General features: G+C 48.8%; 1 pseudogene. It reads left to right on the top strand.

Features of this window, described 5'->3' with window-relative positions:
* Positions 1–389: pseudogene (locus tag J1G40_RS18290) on the top strand (agarase); the annotation flags it as partial.

Genomic DNA, 389 nt, shown 5'->3' with positions numbered 1-389 from the left:
GTACGTGTTGTAAGAACAGAAGCCATTAGTGTTGATGGGGGTACCTTAAGTGAAGATCCTTTCTTTTTCTGTGTAGGTGATGGCCAGCCAGACCATGTTTCTCTGGTGAGTGTAGAAGGGGCGGAAGGCCCTAATGCTCAATGGGTGGTAACTGATGAGGCGGGAACTATTTTAGGATTACCACCAACCCCTGAAGCGGTGAACTTTGATGGGGCCGGGCCTGGAGTATGTCTGATTTGGCATTTGCGTTATGCCGACGGATTGGTAGGCCTGGAAGCCGGCAATAATGTAGCAGATCTTATGGGGGTATATGATTTCTCGGACGATAATGTACGGGTGTATCGAAGTCAGCCCGAAGGTGGAGAAATAAGTGGTGGTCCGTTTGAATT

The organism is Muriicola sp. Z0-33 (genome assembly GCF_026126425.1).
GTDB lineage: Bacteria > Bacteroidota > Bacteroidia > Flavobacteriales > Flavobacteriaceae > JAFMPW01.
This window is presented reverse-complemented; position numbering and strand designations above follow the sequence as displayed.